Source organism: Bacillus sp. TE8-1 (assembly GCF_008368855.1).
Lineage (GTDB): Bacteria > Bacillota > Bacilli > Bacillales > Bacillaceae_G > Bacillus_A > Bacillus_A cereus.
In genome coordinates this window covers 123383-140142 of record NZ_QPET01000014.1, presented here as the reverse complement: position 1 = coordinate 140142, position 16760 = coordinate 123383, and the positions used below count along the sequence as shown (strand labels likewise).

The window sequence follows — 16760 nt, the reverse complement described above, 5'->3', positions numbered from 1 at the left end:
ACTGGAGCCTTTCAACGCTATGCGTTTGAAAGTTTCACTATATAATTTCACCTTGTTACATGAAATCATACGGTGAAATGTTTTCCACGTCCATTTCCTCGCCATTAACTGTGACCATCTGTACTTCTCCTTGTGATTCTTGTAAGCGACTAGCTAAAGTTGTTTGACGCATTGCATCATCAAGGCGATTTACACCAGATTGGAAAGCTGCTTCCTCCCCGCAAATAATAAGGAACTTCTTACTTCTTGTAATACCCGTGTAAATTAAATTACGACGTAACATACGGTTGTAACTTTTCACGATTGGCATAATAACAATCGGAAATTCACTACCTTGTGATTTATGAATGGAACAACAATATGCATGCGTAATTTGATTTAAATCGGGCTTCGTATACGTTACCTCAATTCCATCAAATGAAACGATAATCATATCTTGTTGCTCAACGTTCTCTTTCGCATAAAACACCGAAACAATTTCCCCAATATCACCATTAAACACTTGGCTCTCCGGCTGATTCACGAGTTGCAGTACTTTATCGCCTCTTCGGTACACAACATCACCGTAAGCAATTTCTTTACTCTTTTCCCTCTTCGGATTAAATACTTGTTGCAGCGCTTCGTTTAATACATTAATACCAGCAGGCCCGCGGTACATCGGTGCTAATACTTGAACATCCCTTGCACTAAAGCCTTTTGTTTTAGCATTTTCGCAAACTTTTTTCACAACCTCAACAATTTGAGCCCCTGTACAGCTGATAAACGAACGATCTTTTTTGTTTTGCGCTAAATCTGGTGGTAGAGTTCCATTTTTTATCGCATGGGCAAGTTGAATGACTGATGAGCCTTCCGCTTGACGATAAATTTCAGTAAGCTTCACTGTCGGAACTGCGCCTGCATTTAATAAATCTTTTAATACTTGTCCAGGTCCTACAGATGGCAACTGATCTTCATCACCTACAACGATAACTTGAATATTCGTCGGCAACGACTTAAATAGCTGATTTGCAAGCCAAATATCAACCATTGAAAATTCATCGATAATAAGGAGCTTACCTTGGACAGGATCCGTTTCATTACGCTGGAAAGATCCTTCTGGCGTCCAACCAAGTAAACGGTGAATTGTGCAAGCTGGAAGTCCTGTCGATTCACTCATCCGCTTCGCTGCTCTTCCTGTTGGAGCTGTTAATAGTATTGGAAATGGATTATCATCACTGTATTCATTCGGATTTAACGATAATCCGTGAAGTGACGCATACATTTCAACAATCCCTTTAATAACTGTTGTTTTCCCTGTTCCTGGTCCACCTGTCAATAACATCATCGGTTTATGAAGTGCCGTTTGAATTGCTTCTTGCTGAAACGGTGCATATTGTACGTTCAGTTGTTCTTCAATTTCACCTAACGTTTTTAACACTTCCGCTTCTGGAAATGAAGGTGTTTCTTCTTGATTCATAAGCCTGCGAATAGACTTTACAACACCTTTTTCAGAGTAGAATAACGTCGCTAAATACACTCGTTCTTCTTCTATGATGACTTTCCCTTCACTTTGCATCGTTTCAATACAACCTATAATATCTTCCTCAGTCACTCTTCCTTCTTGATTGTTTAAAAGTGACATCGTTTCTCTTACAAGTTGATCTTTCCTCATATAAACATGACCAAGTTGTAATGAGACATTCTCTAATGTGTAAAAACATCCCGCTCGTACACGGTCGTCATGATTACCCGATATCCCTAACGCACGCCCTATATCATCCGCTCTTCCAAAACCAATCCCGTCCACTTCTTCAATAAGTTGATACGGATTATTACGAATCACTTCTAATGTCATCTCTTTATATTGCTGGTAAATCTTAATAGAAAGTTTCGTTCCAAAACCGTAGCCATTTAAAAAGCTCATTACTTTCTCTAATCCTTGATGTTCAACAATTGTCTCATATATTTCCTGAGCCTTTTGTTTATTAACAACACCATTTAATGTCTCAGGGTCATCCATAATTTTAGAAATAGCATGTTCTCCGAGATGGTCCACAATTTTTTCAGCTGTACGCTTTCCTATCCCTTTAAATAAATCACTCGCTAAATATTGCACCATACCTGCTTTTGTTTGCGGCAATTCTTTTTTAAATGTTTCAACCATATATTGTTTTCCATACTTTGGATGGTCCTTAAAATGACCAGTCAATGTAAACACTTCATCTTCATGCATGCGGGGAAAATGACCGTTTATCATTACTTTCTTTTCGTCATACGTTTCATTCGTTTCAATGACTTTCATACTGACAACGGAATAGAGGTTTTCTTCGTTGTGGAAAATGGTATGAAGAACTTGCGCTTTTATAAACTTTTTCTCTTCCTCAAACAAATCCATTGCATGTTGATTTCCCATCTTTCCTCTCCTTTCCGATATTTTCACTTTAATGAGCAGTACATCCCCCACCTTTTTAGATGAGGGATAACTACCCATTAAACTATATTTTTATCTTATTCAGCTTCTTGCTCTAATAAACGAACGCCATTACCCGCTAAAAAGTGATCTGGCTGAATTTCAGTTGCTTTCTTAAATAAAGCGAGAGCCTTCTCATTATTTTCCTCAAATACGTACGCAACACCTAAATTGTAATACGCATCTGCATGCTCTTCATCCATTTCTAATACCTTTTCAAAATAAGGTTTCGCCTCTTGAACATGTTCTAATCGCGCGAAGCAAAGTCCGCACTGGAATACAGCTTCTACATCGTTTTCATCTAATTCTGTTGCTCTTTGTAAGAATGGTAGTGCAAGACGATCATTTCCAAGCTGTACATGTGTGATACCTAACATAAATGTTACATCAGCTGATTGTAATCCAGCTTGCATTGCTTGTTCAAATACAGCTTTCGCCTCAGTAAATTGCTCTTGGCCATAATATACATTTCCTAAACCATAATAGGCAGCTGCAGATTTATCATCTAACTCTAGTGCGCGTTTATAAAATAAAATCGCTCGCTCGCTATCACTTAATACGTCTAATAAATTTGCAAAATTAATGTATCCAAGCGCATCTTTCGGATTTTCTTCGATTGCTTCTGTAAAATTTTTAGCTGCTTCTTCCCAGTTTCCTTCTTGCATATATTGAATACCTGTTTCAAGTTTGTTTGACATGTCCTTCACCTCTACAACAAATTATAACAAAGAATGTATTTTCCAAGCGAACGAAAATTCGCTTTATGTAAAAGAAACCTCTAACCGCTAATCGGCAGAGGCTTCTCGTTTATCCTAAATAATCCAATTTCTTACCACTACGGTATACTTCATCAATTGTAGCACCGCCTAAGCACTCATCTCCATCATAGAAAACGACTGCTTGTCCTGGTGTAATTGCACGAATTGGCTCATCACAAAGAATACGAACTGTATTTTCATCAACGATTTGAACCGTTACTTTATTGTCTTCTTGACGATAACGGAATTTCGCCGTGCACTTAAATTCTGTTTCTTTTTCTTTGTTACTTACCCATCCTACATTCGTAGCAATAACTTCATCACCATATAGAAGTTCGTTATGGAATCCTTGATCAACATATAAAATGTTTTCTTTTAGATTTTTCCCAACAGCAAACCATGGATCACCATTACCACCAATTCCAAGGCCATGACGTTGTCCAATTGTATAATACATTAAACCGTCATGCTTCCCTTTCACTTCACCAGATAATGTTTGCATTACACCTGGTTGTGCCGGTAAGTAGTTACTTAAGAAATCTTTAAAGTTACGCTCACCAATGAAGCAAATACCTGTACTATCTTTTTTCGCCGCTGTCGCTAAGCCAGCTTCTTTCGCCATTTCACGAATTTGCGGTTTCTTTAATTCACCTAACGGGAACATTGTTTTTGATAATTGCTCTTGGCTTAATTGATTTAAGAAATATGTTTGATCTTTATTGTCATCAACACCGCGAAGCATTTTATATTCGCCGTCCATATAAGCAACGCGTGCATAATGGCCTGTTGCCACATAATCCGCACCAAGCGCAATTGCATGCTCTAAAAATGCTTTAAATTTAATTTCTTTATTACACATTACATCTGGGTTTGGTGTACGACCAGCTCGGTACTCATCTAAGAAGTACGTAAATACTTTATCCCAGTATTGTTTTTCAAAGTTTACTGCATAATACGGAATACCAATTTGGTTACACACTTCAATTACATCATTGTAATCTTCTGTTGCTGTGCAGACACCATTCTCATCTGTATCATCCCAGTTTTTCATAAAAATTCCGATTACATCATAACCTTGCTCTTTTAATAAAAGTGCTGCTACAGATGAATCGACGCCACCGGACATACCGATGACAACGCGTGTTTCGTGAGGTAGTTTGTTCATCATGTCACCTCCCATGCTAATTTTGTGTTAATCGCTTCACGATTTTCACTGTTTCGTACGCCGCTTTTTCAATTTGCTCTTTCGTATTTCCAAGTCCAAAACTAAAGCGTACGGATGAACGTATTTGATCGGAGTCTTTTCCAAACATCGCTACTAATACATGTGATGGATCAATCGAACCAGCTGTACAAGCAGAACCACTTGATACTGCAATACCAGCTAAGTCTAAGTTCACAAGAAACGGTTCAATGTTCATTCCTGTAAAACTTACATTAAGTACATGCGGTAAGCGATGTTCTAAGTTTCCGTTTACCTCGAAAGTAATGCCTTCATTTTTGAAGACAGATACCATTATATCTTTAAACTCTTCATATTGGGCATTTTTTTGCTCACGAGTTTTTTCAGCTATAAGAATTGCATACTGAAGCCCAGCAATACTAGGCACATTTTCCGTACCAGCACGGCGTTTTCTTTCTTGCTCTCCGCCTATTAATAACGGTTCAAATTTCACATTTGCACCAGCGTATAAGAAACCTACACCTTTTGGCCCGTTAATTTTATGAGCTGAAATTGATAATAAATCAATACCAAACTCTTTCACATTAATTTCTACTAAACCGTAAGCTTGTACCGCATCTGTATGGAAATACGCTTGATGCTCTTTTAACAGCTTTCCTATTTCCACAATCGGTTGCATCGTCCCTACTTCATTATTCCCAAACATAACAGATACAAGAATCGTCTCTTCTGTTAATGCCTTTTGTATGTCAGAAACTTGAATGCGCCCTGTTTCATCGACAGGTAAATATGTCACTTCAAACCCTTCACGCTCTAACAATTCGCACGTATGCAAAATCGCATGATGTTCAATTTGCGTCGTTATAATGTGGTTACCTTTATGACGGTTCGCACGTGCTACACCGATAAGCGCTAAATTATCAGCTTCTGTACCACCGCTCGTAAATATAATTTCATTCGGATTCGCATGAATGCTGCGTGCACACACTCGTCTCGCCTCATCTACTGCATGGCGCGTTTGACGTCCATAAAAGTGAATACTAGACGGGTTCCCGAATATTTCTGTCATATATGGAATCATCTTTTCGACCACTTCTGGGTGAGTCGGAGATGTCGCAGCATGATCTAAGTAAATGCGTTCCATTAAATCTCCTTCTTTCCAAATCGTTTCACAAGGAATTAAATGTAAAACATATAGCCCCCGTGATTTTCTTCCTCATAACGTACTAAATCTTCTAACGTTGTACTATCTAACACTTCTTGTACCGCATCACGAACACGCATCCATAACTGGCGTTGTGCTGGTTCTTCTTCTTCTATCATTTCTACAACACTAATCGGCCCCTCTAATACACGGATTACATCCCCAGCTGTAATGTTAGCCGGTTGATCTGATAGTACATATCCGCCATATGCTCCGCGTGTACTCTTTACTAGACGCGCGTTACGAAGTGGTGAAATTAATTGCTCTAAGTAATGTTCCGATAAGTCATGTGCCTGCGCAATTGATTTTAATGAAATCGGACCTTCACCAAACTTTTTTGCAAGATCAATCATAATTGTTAAGCCATAGCGGCCTTTCGTTGAAATTTTCATCTATTTTGCACCTCTTTTCAAATTTTCACTTCTATTGGTTATATCTTATTTATAAAAAGAACACAATTTAAAATCCTATGAAATTATAGCATAATATAGTATTATAAGAAATTTCAACTTGTGTATCAAAATGATAACATAAAATCACATTGAAAAACTCGGGAATTATTACAATTGAAAGAAAAATGAAAATATTATCCTTTATTTTTCCCATAAAACAGCATCCTATTTCAAATTTCGTAGAAAAAAATGATACGATAGAACGAGATTATATATTAAGGGAGACGGTCCAAATGAAACAACCACTCGCACATCGAATGCGCCCTACAAATATTCAAGAAATTATTGGGCAACAACATTTAGTTGGTGAAGGAAAGATTTTATGGCGAATGGTCCAAGCCAATCATTTTCAATCTATGATTTTATACGGTCCTCCAGGTACAGGAAAAACATCCATTGCCAGTGCAATTGCTGGAAGTACCGGTACCCCGTTTCGTCTATTGAATGCTGTTACTCACAATAAAAAAGATATGGAAGTTGTCGTACAAGAAGCGAAGATGCATCGACACCTCGTTTTAATTTTAGATGAAGTTCACCGTCTAGATAAAGCAAAGCAAGACTTTCTATTACCTCACTTAGAAAGCGGACTTCTTACTTTAATTGGTGCTACGACAAGTAATCCATTCCATGCAATAAACTCCGCTATTCGAAGCAGGTGTCAAATTTTCGAATTACACGCACTAACAGAAGATGATATTTTAATTGGGTTAAAAAGAGCTTTAGAAGATAAAGAAAAAGGCCTTGGAGAATATGCAGTAACGGTAACAGATGAAGCACTACATCACTTTGCAAACGCCTCTGGTGGTGATATGCGTTCCGCTTATAACGCACTTGAGCTTGCTGTATTATCTAGCTTTACTACAGACGATCAAGCGGCTGAAATCACACTCGAGATTGCAGAAGAATGCTTACAAAAGAAGAGCTTCGTCCACGACAAAGGCGGCGATGCTCATTATGATGTATTATCAGCATTTCAAAAATCAGTGCGCGGAAGTGATGTAAATGCAGCACTCCATTATTTAGCACGCCTTATTGAAGCAGGTGATTTACAAAGCATTGGCAGACGCCTTCTTATTATGGCTTATGAAGATATTGGACTTGCTAGCCCACAAGCTGGACCACGTACACTAGCTGCAATTGAATCAGCTGAACGAGTTGGATTCCCAGAAGCACGCATCCCACTTGCAAATGCCGTTATCGAGCTATGCTTATCACCAAAATCAAATTCAGCTTATAAAGCACTTGATGCTGCATTACACGATTTACGCAACGGTCAAACAGGTGACATTCCAAGCCATTTAAAAGATAGTCATTACAAAGGCGCAGAATCATTTGGAAGAGGCATTGGATATTTATATCCGCACGACCATCCAAACGGCTGGGTAAGGCAACAATACTTACCTGATAAAATAAAAAGCAAGCAATATTATAAACCGAAAACGACAGGAAAATTTGAGCAAGCACTTTCTACTGTTTATGAAAGATTACAAACTTCGAATAAAACGAAAAATAAAGGGTAACATAAACGAAAACGTCACCATTATGGAGGCTTCGCTTATGAAAACACGTCAAGATGCATGGACAAAAGAAGATGATCTCCTTTTAGCAGAAACTGTTTTGCGACATATTCGCAGCGGAAGTACACAAATAAAAGCGTTTGATGAAGTTGGCGACGCTTTAAACCGCACTTCCGCAGCTTGTGGTTTTAGATGGAATGCTGAAGTAAGACCGAATTACGAAGATGCGGTGCAGCTTGCAAAAAAACAACGTAAAGAATTAAAACGTTCTGAAGCTAATATAGAAAAAGATCGGTTCACGAAAACGAAACAACTCGTAATTGACGCCGATTTTTCAGAAGATATTACGTCAAGTAAACAAGATCTTACAATGCAAAATGTCATTTCATTTTTACAAAATTTAGAACATAACAATCCTTCACTTGCAAAGTTGCAAACTGAAAATGATGTATTACAAGCTCAACTCACCTCTCTGCAAAAAACGAATCATGAACTTGAAACGAAATTAGCAGTACTCACAAAAAAACAACAAGCAATCGAAGAAGATTACGCGATGCTTGTTCGAATTATGGATCGTGCTCGAAAACTTGTTTCAGTCGAAGAGCAAGAAGAGCAAGAAGAGCAAATTGCCCCAATTTTCAAAACCGATCAAAATGGGAATTTAGATATTATTTATTCTGCAGAGAATTAAAAACAGGGATGTCACTTTTTTAACCGAGTGACATCCCTGTTTGTTTTCGGTGAACCATATATAGATATCGGTAAATGAAATTATATCAACGATTTTTCAAATTTATCTATCACAACTTGCAATATATCAACGATTTTTCAAATTTATCTATCACAACTTGCAATATATCAACGATTCAATAAAAGATATCGATTTAACGACAAAGATTGACAATAACATTCCTCCTTGTCATACAAGGAAACTCCTACAACAGATTAGATATTTTTTACTAAAATGTTATTATAAACATATACCTTTAAAGGGAGATGGTTGCTATTTCATTAATAATCTTCAAAATAACTCTTGGCCTTCTCGTCCTAACTTTAGCTCTTTTCACCATTAACAGTCTAAAAAAGACATCCGCCTATAAATCAGATAAATATGATTATTGCTTACTAACCTTACTTACATTTGAACTAGTAGTGATGCAAATATTCATATTTCTTTAATACATATAAAAAAGCATATATCCAAAATGGATATATGCTTTTCTTTTATTCTTGCCCTACACGTTTCACTTCTACGTTTTTAATGCGTTCACGTACAACGTGACTTGCCATAATTAAGCCTGCCACAGATGGTACGAATGCATTTGATGAAGGCGGTAATTTCGCCTTACGAATTTTTGCATTCTCGTCTGGTACAATTTCTTTACGTACTTCTTCACGAATTACGATTGGGTTTTCGTCAGAGAAGACAACTTTTACACCTTTTTTAATACCCTCTTTACGAAGCTTCGTACGAATGACTTTCGCAATTGGATCTGTATGTGTTTTAGAAATGTCCGCAATACGGAAACGAGTTGGGTCCATTTTATTTGCTGCACCCATACTTGAGATAATTTTAATTTTACGACGTAAACATTGTTTAATTAAATGAATTTTGAACGTAATCGTATCAGATGCATCCACTACGAAGTCTAAACCGTACTTAAAGAACTCTTCATATGTTTCATCTGTATAAAACATTTCTAGTCCAATTACTTCACACTCTGGGTTAATGTCTGCGATACGCTCTTTCATTAATTCTACTTTTGAACGTCCTACAGTAGATACTAAAGCGTGAATTTGACGGTTTACGTTTGTAATATCTACAACGTCTTTATCAACTAATACGAGACGTCCTACGCCAGAACGTGCTAACGCTTCAGCTGCAAAAGAACCTACGCCGCCAATTCCTAAAATACCGACTGTACTATTTTTTAATATTTCAAGTCCTTCTTTACCGAAGGCTAATTCATTACGTGAAAATTGATGTAACATTCAGCTCTACACTCCTATTACAAAAATGGTCTACCATGTATTCTAGCGTTTTTCCGACTATTTGTATAGAAAAAGTTATAGAATTCCTAAAAATACATATTTCGAGAATGAAAACATAGACCAGAATTTTATTTCTTCCTAAATACACGTTTTAAAAAGAGGATTTAGAGAACCGAGCGGATCGAGGTGCTGAAGCCAGGAGGAGCGCAGTGTAGAAATACTACTCGAGCACCGGACTGGCGAAGCAACGATGAGATGCGACAGTTATCTGAACCAGACTTTTTAAACTTCCTTTCAATACACGTTTAAAAAGGAGGATTTAGAGAACCGAGCAGATCGAGGCGCTGAAGCCAGGAGGAGCGCAGTTTAGTAAATACTACTCGAGCACCGGACTGGCGAAGCAACGATGGGATGCGACAGTTATCTAAACCGGACTTTTTAAACTTCCTTTCAATACACGTTTAAAAAGGAGGATTTAGAGAACCGAGCAGATTGAGGCGCTGAAGCCAGGAGGAGCGCAGTGTAGAAATACTACTCGAGCACCGGACTGGCGAAGCAACGATGAGATGCGACAGTTATCTAAACCGGACTTTTTAAACAACCTCTCAAAAAAAGTCTAGACGGTTATAGTATAACCATCTAGACCCTATTCTTACTTCTCTTCTTTCAAGCTTAATTTTAAGTTCAGTTCTTCAAGCTGCGCTTCTGCAACTGGGCTTGGAGCTTCTGTTAATAAGCAGCTTGCGCTTGCTGTTTTCGGGAATGCAATTGTATCACGAAGGTTCGTACGGCCTGCAAGTAACATAACAAGACGATCTAAACCTAATGCGATTCCGCCGTGTGGTGGTGTACCGTATTCGAATGCTTCTAATAAGAATCCGAATTGCTCTTGCGCTTCTTCTTGTGAGAATCCAAGTGCTTTGAACATTTTTTCTTGTACGTCACGCTCGTAAATACGAAGTGATCCACCACCAAGCTCATAACCGTTTAATACAAGGTCATATGCTTGTGCACGTGCTTTTTCTGGTGCTGTTTCTAGTAACTCAACGTCTTCACGGAATGGCATTGTGAATGGGTGGTGAGCTGCGAAGTAACGATCTGCATCTTCATCGTACTCAAGAAGTGGCCAATCAGTTACCCATAGGAAGTTAAATTTACTTTCATCAATTAACTCAAGCTCTTTACCTAGACGTAAACGAAGTGCGCCTAAGCTATCTGCAACAACGCTCTTCTTATCTGCTACGAATAGTAATAAGTCGCCAGCAGTAGCTTCTAATGTGCTCATTAACACATTTGCATCTTCTTCACCGAAGAATTTCGCAATCGGTCCTTTTAGTCCGTCTTCTTCAACTTTAAGCCAAGCTAGACCTTTTGCACCGTATACTTTCACGAATTCAGTTAATGCATCGATGTCTTTACGAGAATATTTACTTGCAGCACCTTTTGCATTAATTGCTTTTACTTGTCCGCCGCTTTCTACAGCACTTGTAAATACTTTAAAGCCACAACCTGCAGCAAACTCAGATAAGTCTGTTAGTTCCATTTCAAAGCGTGTATCTGGCTTATCAGAACCGTAGCGAGCCATTGCATCAGCATATTTCATACGAGGGAATGGTGCACTCACTTCTACACCTTTTGCATCCTTCATAACTTTCGTCATCATACGCTCCATCATATCTAAAATTTCATCTTGTGTTAAGAATGAAGCTTCGATATCGATTTGCGTGAATTCTGGTTGACGATCCGCACGTAAATCTTCATCACGGAAACAACGTGCTACTTGATAGTAACGCTCAAATCCGCCGACCATAAGAAGCTGTTTAAATAACTGTGGTGACTGTGGTAATGCATAGAATTCACCATCATGTACACGACTTGGCACTAAATAGTCACGAGCTCCTTCTGGCGTGCTTTTCGTTAAAATTGGTGTTTCTACTTCTAAGAACTCTTCTGTATCTAAGAAGTTACGAATTGTTTTTGTTACGTCGTGACGCATTTTGAATGTGTTGAACATTACAGGACGACGTAAGTCTAAATAACGATATTTTAAACGCACATCTTCTGATGCATCTGTATCATCAGCAATGATAATTGGCGTTGTTTTCGCTGCATTTAGTACATTTACTTTTGTTGCTTGTACTTCAATACGACCAGTTGCCATATTGTCATTAATTGCGCCTTCACCACGTTCAACAACTGTACCTTCTACGTGTAATACGTATTCGCTACGAATTGTTTCTGCTACTTCTAACGCTTCTTTTGATGTTTCTGGGTTAAATACAACTTGTACGATACCTGTACGGTCACGTAAATCGATAAAGATTAATCCACCTAAGTCACGGCGTTTTTGTACCCAACCTTTTAATTGAACTGTTTGTCCAACAGCTTCTACTGTTACTTTTCCACATGCATGTGTTCTTTCAGCCACTGTAAGTTCCCCCTATATTAATTTCTCTGCTACGTATGAAGCAAATACATCTAACGCTACTTCTTCTTGTTCACCTGTTGCCATATCTTTTAAGTTAATGATGCCTTTATCTAGCTCATCTTCTCCTAATACAGCTACAAATTTCGCCTTTAGACGATCTGCTGATTTAAATTGTGCTTTCATTTTGCGATCTAAATAATCTTTTTCAACTGACAATCCAGCTTTACGAAGATCGAACGCAACTTTTGCAGCATGGTCTTTCGCTTTTTCGCCAAGCGCTACAACGTAACAATCAATGCTATGTTCAAGTGGTAATTCAATGTTTTCAGCTTTTAGCGCCATAATTAAACGTTCAATACTCATTGCAAAACCGATACCTGGCATTTCTGGTCCACCGATTTCTTGTACAAGTCCGTTATAACGGCCACCACCGCTTAATGTAGTGATCGCACCGAAACCTTCTGCCTCACTCATAATTTCAAAAACAGTGTGTTGATAGTAGTCTAAACCACGCACTAAGTTCGGATCTTTTTCAAATGGAACATCCATCATCGTTAATAGTTCTTGAACTTTGTCATAGTATACTGCTGAATCTTCGTTTAAGTATTCTGTAATAGATGGTGCTGTTCCCATTAATTCATGGTTACGGTCCTTCTTACAGTCTAAAATTCGAAGTGGGTTCTTTTCTAAGCGAGATTGACAGTCAGAACAGAATTCGCCGATACGTGGCTCAAAGTGTGCGATTAATGCATCACGGTGTGCTTGACGGCTCGCTGCGTCACCTAAACTGTTTAATACAACTTTAATATTTTTTAAGCCCATGCCGCGGTAAAATTCAACAGCAAGTGCAATTACTTCTGCATCAATTGCAGGGTCATTACTGCCGATTGCTTCGATACCGAATTGTACGAATTGACGATAGCGACCTGCTTGTGGTCTTTCATAACGGAACATTTGACCGATATAGTATAATTTCGTTGGTTGTGTCGCATCACCAAACATTTTATTTTCAACGTAAGAACGTACAACAGGTGCAGTACCTTCTGGACGTAATGTTAAGCTACGCTCTCCACGATCTTGGAATGAGTACATTTCTTTTTGTACGATATCTGTCGTATCACCAACACCGCGTAAAAATAGCTCAGTGTGTTCAAAGATTGGTGTACGAATTTCTTTATAATTGTAACGACGGCAAATTTCGCGTGCTTGCCCTTCGATATACTGCCATAACTCAACAGTGCCTGGAAGAATATCTTGCGTTCCGCGTGGGATTTGAATAGACATATTCAGTTCCTCCTCAAATTGTTTTAATCTTAATAAAAATAAAAAAACTCCCGCCTCTACTGTTTAAACAGTAGGGACGAGAGTATTATACCCGTGGTGCCACCCTAATTGAAGCACGTATGCTTCCACTTTTTTAATAACGCTTAAATATGCGTTCATCCCTACTAAGCATATATGCCGTTCAAGTTGAAACCTCTAGAGTGTCATTCAATCAGTCATCATGCAGAAATGTTTTCAGCCTAAGACATTCCTTCTCTTTCCATGTGTGTCTCATTTACTCTTCTCTATCAACGGTTATATTCATATGTAAATATAAAATTACTATACGTTTGTTAAGTAGGATTGTCAAGTGCTCTAAGAACGTTCAATCTGCTTCTTTAAACGCTTTACATCTTGAAGAGAAATCCCAAACTCCGAAGCAAGCTCCATTGAAGTATTGTTTTGCTCTTTTGAAATAAAATCATGAAAATTCACGTTAAACAGTTGATTTGCACCATTTGTAACAGAATGCCCTTTTTCATTCATACGCATACGTATATCCCTCACATTCAATATGGATGTTTTACTTTTTATTGTTCCATATTGATGAGAGAGTTATACATAACCGAAACTGCTATTGATTCCAAATAAATGAACAAAACATACAACAATGTATAAAAAAGAGAGGATTATATAACCCTCTCTTTTTTATGAACACTATTTACTTTCTACAATTAAGGTCACCGGACCATCATTGATTAAAGAAACGTCCATCATTGCTCCAAACTTCCCTGTTTCCACATGTAATCCTTGTTTACGAACTTCTTCATTAAAGAAATCGTATAAACGCTCTGCATAATCAGGTTTCGCAGCATCCATAAAGTTTGGACGTCTGCCCTTGCGGCAATCTCCGTATAATGTGAATTGCGAAATAGATAGAACTTGTCCTTCTACATCAAGTACAGAATGATTCATCTTTCCGCTCTCATCTTCAAAAATACGTAAGTTTGCAATTTTTTCCGCAATGTAAGTTGCATCTTTTTCTGTATCTTCGTGCGTAATGCCAACTAGTAATGTTAAACCGAACGGAATTTGTCCTACGATCTCACCGTCTACTGTGACAGACGCTTTCTTTGATCGTTGTAAAACAACTCTCATCTTTCTACACTCCCTATTAATGCATCATGCGTCGTACTGCATAAATTTCTGGAACGCGTTTAATGCGTTCTACTACTTTTTTCAAGTGTTGTAAGTTACGAATCGAGATTGACATATTAATTGTTGCCATCTTATTACGGTCACTTCTACCAGAAACAGCTGAAATGTATGTTTTCGTCTCTGTAACAGCTTGCAGTACTTCATTTAATAAACCGCGGCGATCGTAACCTGAAATTTCAATATCAACGTTATACTCAATTTCTTTTTCAGGGCTACCTTCCCACTCTACCTCTAATAATCGTTCTACAGCTTCTTCTGTATGAACATTTACACAATCACGGCGGTGAATTGATACACCTCGGCCTTTCGTAATATACCCAACGATATCATCGCCCGGAACTGGGTTACAGCATTTCGATAAACGGATTAATAAATTATCAGCACCGCTTACCTTTACACCAGAATCCCATTTTCGAATTTTCATCGGTTTACGGACTTCTTTAACTTCAACAATTTCTTCTTCTTCGCGTTGTTTGCGGAACTTGTCCGTTAGTCGCGTAACAATTTGCGAAGCTGTAATTCCGCTATATCCAACTGCTGCAAACATATCTTCTTCATTTGCAAAGTTAAATTTCTCAGCGACGCGTTTTAAGTTATCCGGCGCCAATACTTCTTTCATCTCATACTCTAGACCACGTACTTCCTTTTCAACAAGTTCACGGCCTTTTTCAATATTTTCGTCTCTACGTTGTTTCTTAAAGAATTGACGAATTTTATTTTTCGCATGAGATGTTTGAGCAAGTTTTACCCAATCCTGGCTTGGGCCATATGAATGTTTCGACGTTAAAATTTCAATGATGTCGCCTGTTTTTAATTTATAATCCAGCGTCACCATTTTCCCATTTACTTTTGCACCAATTGTTTTATTCCCAATTTCCGAATGGACACGATACGCGAAATCAATTGGAACAGATCCAAGTGGTAATTCCATTACATCGCCTTTCGGTGTAAAGACGAATACCATGTCAGAGAATAAATCAATTTTTAATGACTCCATAAATTCTTCTGCATTAGAAGCTTCATTTTGCCATTCTAATATTTGACGGAACCATGTGAGTTTCTTCTCTAATGTACCTGTTGTTTCTGCTGTTTTTCCTTCTTTGTATGCCCAGTGTGCCGCGATCCCAAATTCTGCAATTTCATGCATTTCTTTCGTACGAATTTGCACTTCAAGTGGATCACCTTTCGGTCCAATTACAGTCGTATGAAGAGATTGATATAGATTTGCTTTTGGCATTGCAATATAATCTTTAAAACGACCTGGCATCGGCTTCCAGCACGTATGAATAATTCCAAGCACCGCATAACAATCTTTAATACTATTTACAACGACACGTACAGCTAATAAATCGTAAATTTCATTGAACTGCTTATTTTGCAGTGCCATTTTACGATAAATACTGTAAATATGTTTCGGTCTTCCAGAAATCTCAGGTTGAATTGCAACTTCTTTTAATTTCTCACGAATACCAGTCATTACTTCGTCTAAATATTCTTCACGTTCTGCACGTTTACGCTTCATTAAATTTACAATACGATAATATTGTTGTGGATTTAAATAGCGAAGTGACGTATCCTCTAGCTCCCATTTAATAGTACTAATTCCGAGTCTATGTGCCAAAGGTGCAAAGATTTCTAACGTTTCATTCGCTATGCGACGCTGCTTCTCTTGAGGCAAATGTTTCAATGTACGCATGTTATGAAGACGATCAGCTAGTTTAATTAAAATAACTCGAATATCTTGAGCCATTGCAATAAACATTTTGCGATGGTTTTCTGCTTGTTGTTGTTCGTGAGATTTATATTTGATCTTCCCAAGCTTTGTAACGCCATCAACTAGCATAGCAATTTCTTTGTTAAATTCCCGTTCAATATCTTCTAACGTAATCTCTGTATCTTCCACTACATCATGTAAGAAACCTGCTGATACCGTAGCTGGATCCATGTGTAAATCAACTAAAATACCTGCAACTTGAATCGGATGAATAATATACGGTTCACCCGATTTTCTATATTGTTCGCTATGCGCATCACGTGCATATTCATAGGCACGTGCCACTAGCTCAATATCTTCATCCGCTAAATATTGACTTGCTTTCTCGAGTACCTGTTCAGCTGTTAGTACCTGCTCATTTGCCATCGAATCACCTTTTATTGAAAATTGACTTTATCTTTATTTAATAGAATAAATTATATTCTATCATTATAACCCAATGATTGTGAATTGTGAAAAGGAAAAGATTTTACTGACATTTCACCATAATTTTTTGTTCAATTATACAAAAGTACCCGCTCC

At 37.9% G+C, this 16760-nt stretch carries 13 protein-coding genes and 1 other annotated feature; of the genes, 2 read left to right on the top strand and 11 right to left on the bottom strand.

Annotated elements, in window-relative coordinates:
- Positions 1–55 precede the first annotated feature (55 nt).
- The 5 genes from recD2 to cymR all read right to left on the bottom strand — a co-directional run bounded on the left by recD2 (position 56) and on the right by cymR (position 5986).
- Entirely contained in the window at positions 56–2392 is a 2337-nt protein-coding gene (gene recD2 / locus DN404_RS12445) for an SF1B family DNA helicase RecD2 (RefSeq protein ID WP_149215108.1), read from the bottom strand.
- A gap of 95 nt (positions 2393–2487) precedes the next feature.
- The gene (locus DN404_RS12440) at positions 2488–3147 is read right to left on the bottom strand and encodes a tetratricopeptide repeat protein (RefSeq protein ID WP_149215107.1); all 660 of its coding nucleotides are present in this window, start codon (positions 3145–3147) and stop codon (positions 2488–2490) included.
- A 109-nt stretch (positions 3148–3256) separates the two neighbouring features.
- Positions 3257–4372 carry a tRNA 2-thiouridine(34) synthase MnmA gene (gene mnmA, locus DN404_RS12435; RefSeq protein ID WP_001038010.1) on the bottom strand — a complete coding sequence of 372 codons (1116 nt, stop codon included), beginning with the start codon at positions 4370–4372 and terminating at the stop codon, positions 3257–3259.
- 16 nt (positions 4373–4388) lie between these two features.
- On the bottom strand, positions 4389–5534 hold the full coding sequence (locus DN404_RS12430; RefSeq protein ID WP_149215106.1) for a cysteine desulfurase family protein: 1146 nt from the start codon (positions 5532–5534) through the stop codon (positions 4389–4391).
- Between the two features lie 35 nt (positions 5535–5569).
- Entirely contained in the window at positions 5570–5986 is a 417-nt protein-coding gene (gene cymR / locus DN404_RS12425) for a cysteine metabolism transcriptional regulator CymR (protein WP_000704116.1), read from the bottom strand.
- Positions 5987–6279: 293 nt separating this feature from the next.
- Between cymR and DN404_RS12420 the strand changes: the two genes are divergently transcribed.
- Positions 6280–7566, top strand: coding sequence for a replication-associated recombination protein A (locus DN404_RS12420; protein WP_149215105.1), 1287 nt, complete (start codon positions 6280–6282; stop codon positions 7564–7566).
- 37 nt (positions 7567–7603) lie between these two features.
- Complete coding sequence (locus DN404_RS12415) at positions 7604–8254, top strand: RsfA family transcriptional regulator (RefSeq protein WP_149215104.1); 651 nt, start codon at positions 7604–7606, stop codon at positions 8252–8254.
- A gap of 533 nt (positions 8255–8787) precedes the next feature.
- On the opposite strand, the gene DN404_RS12405 is transcribed toward DN404_RS12415, so the two are convergent.
- The 6 genes from DN404_RS12405 to relA all read right to left on the bottom strand — a co-directional run bounded on the left by DN404_RS12405 (position 8788) and on the right by relA (position 16604).
- Positions 8788–9555: a tRNA threonylcarbamoyladenosine dehydratase gene (locus DN404_RS12405; protein WP_000903179.1), complete on the bottom strand. Its 768-nt coding sequence runs from the start codon at positions 9553–9555 to the stop codon at positions 8788–8790.
- 652 nt (positions 9556–10207) lie between these two features.
- Positions 10208–11983 carry an aspartate--tRNA ligase gene (gene aspS / locus DN404_RS12400; RefSeq protein WP_000840898.1) on the bottom strand — a complete coding sequence of 592 codons (1776 nt, stop codon included), beginning with the start codon at positions 11981–11983 and terminating at the stop codon, positions 10208–10210.
- Positions 11984–11995: 12 nt separating this feature from the next.
- Positions 11996–13267, bottom strand: coding sequence for a histidine--tRNA ligase (hisS, locus tag DN404_RS12395; RefSeq protein ID WP_000027084.1), 1272 nt, complete (start codon positions 13265–13267; stop codon positions 11996–11998).
- Between the two features lie 69 nt (positions 13268–13336).
- Positions 13337–13567 (bottom strand) — a binding site (T-box leader).
- 54 nt (positions 13568–13621) lie between these two features.
- Positions 13622–13798: a hypothetical protein gene (locus tag DN404_RS30545; protein ID WP_001242605.1), complete on the bottom strand. Its 177-nt coding sequence runs from the start codon at positions 13796–13798 to the stop codon at positions 13622–13624.
- Positions 13799–13963: 165 nt separating this feature from the next.
- The gene (locus DN404_RS12390; RefSeq protein ID WP_001266965.1) at positions 13964–14404 is read right to left on the bottom strand and encodes a D-tyrosyl-tRNA(Tyr) deacylase; all 441 of its coding nucleotides are present in this window, start codon (positions 14402–14404) and stop codon (positions 13964–13966) included.
- A gap of 16 nt (positions 14405–14420) precedes the next feature.
- On the bottom strand, positions 14421–16604 hold the full coding sequence (gene relA / locus DN404_RS12385) for a GTP diphosphokinase (protein ID WP_001262795.1): 2184 nt from the start codon (positions 16602–16604) through the stop codon (positions 14421–14423).
- Positions 16605–16760: the final 156 nt, after the last annotated feature.